The sequence below is a fragment of the Embleya sp. AB8 genome (genome assembly GCF_049739465.1).
GTDB lineage: Bacteria > Actinomycetota > Actinomycetes > Streptomycetales > Streptomycetaceae > Embleya.
Genome location: NZ_JBMHHY010000066.1, coordinates 1 through 1504 on the forward strand (window position 1 = coordinate 1; position 1504 = coordinate 1504).

General features: G+C 66.7%; 2 protein-coding genes. Both read left to right on the top strand.

All coding sequences use genetic code 11. The annotated features are described in order from the left end of the window. The coding region (locus ABIA38_RS45035; RefSeq protein WP_424644862.1) for a carbohydrate ABC transporter permease at nt 1-660 on the top strand (660 nt) is incomplete at its 5' end. 56 nt (nt 661-716) lie between these two features. Beyond that, nucleotides 717-1504: carbohydrate ABC transporter permease (locus ABIA38_RS45040; protein WP_424644863.1), on the top strand; the 788-nt coding region annotated here is incomplete at its 3' end.

A 1504-nucleotide genomic window follows, 5' to 3' on the forward strand; every position in this document is an offset into this window, starting at 1 on the left:
GTGGTGTTCGCCGCCGCGTGCGTGGTGGCCACCCTCGCGGTGGGCGCCGCCGCGGCCGTGCTGTTGACGAGGGTCGGCAGGTGGCCCCGGCTGTTCCTGTTGTTCGCCGCGTTGGGCGCGTGGGCGGCGCCGGCGATGACCGGGTCGACGGTGTGGATGTTCCTGTTCGACACCAACCTGGGCCTGGTCAACGAGGTCCTGGGGATGCCGGGCCACAACTGGTTCTACGACAAGTGGTCGGCGTTCGCGCTGGTCGGTGTCGTGGTGGTGTGGCACTCGTTCCCGTTCGTGATGATCTCGCTCTACGCGGGCATCGAGTCCATCCCGGTGTCGGTCCTGGAGGCCGCCCGGCTGGACGGCGCCTCCACGTGGACCACGTTCCGACACGTGATGTTGCCGATCCTGCGACCGATCCTGACCATCGTGGTGATCCAGTCGATCATCTGGGACTTCAAGGTCTTCACCCAGATCTACGTGATGACCGGGGGCGGCGGCATCGCCGGCCAGAACCTGGTGCTCAACGTGTACGCGTACCAGAAGGCGTTCGCATCCTCGGACTACAGCCTGGGCGCGGCGATCGGCGTGCTCATGACACTGATCCTGCTGGTCGTCACGGCCTTCTACATCCGCGCGCTGCGCCGCTCCGGGGAGGAACTGTGAAGTCGGGAACGGTCGGGAGGGCGGGCGGTGTCCGCACGTCGAGGGTGAACCGCACGGTGTCGCGGCGGATCGCGAACACCGTCGCGATCGTGGTCGCGCTGGTCACGGTGTTCCCGCTGTACTGGATGGTGCTGTCCGCGCTGAAGCCGGCCGGCGAGCTGAGCTCGGTCGACCCGCGTCCGTGGACGTGGCATCCGACGCTGGAGAACTTCCGGAACGCGTTCGGGGTGAGCGGCTTCGGCGGCTACTTCCTGAACAGCCTGGTCGTGGCGGTCGTGGTGGTGGTGCTGTCCGGGCTGGTGTCGTTCCTGGCGGCGGTGGCGCTGACCCGGTTCCGCTTCAGGTTCCGCACCACGATCCTGGTGATGTTCCTGGTCGCGCAGATGGTGCCGGTCGAGGCGCTGACCATCCCGCTGTTCTTCCTGGTGCGCGACATCGGCACGGTCGCGCCCGGGTTCGGGCTGAGCACGCTCGGTTCGCTGATGCTGGTCAACCTGGCGTTCTCGCTGCCGTTCGCGATCTGGATGTTGCGCGGGTTCGTCAAGGCGATCCCCGAGTCGCTGGAGGAGGCCGCGCGCATCGACGGGGCGAACCGGTTCACCATCCTGTGGCGCATCCTGTTCCCGCTGGTCGCGCCGGGCCTGGCGGCCACGTCGGTGTTCTCCTTCATCACCGCGTGGAACGACTTCGTGTTCGCCAAGACGTTCATCCTCGACACCGAACACCAGACCCTGCCGGCGGCACTGATGGTGTTCTTCAAACCGGACCAGAACGACTGGGGCGGCATCATGGCCGCCTCCACCCTGATGACCATCCCGGTCCTGATCTTCTTCGTGTTCGTTCA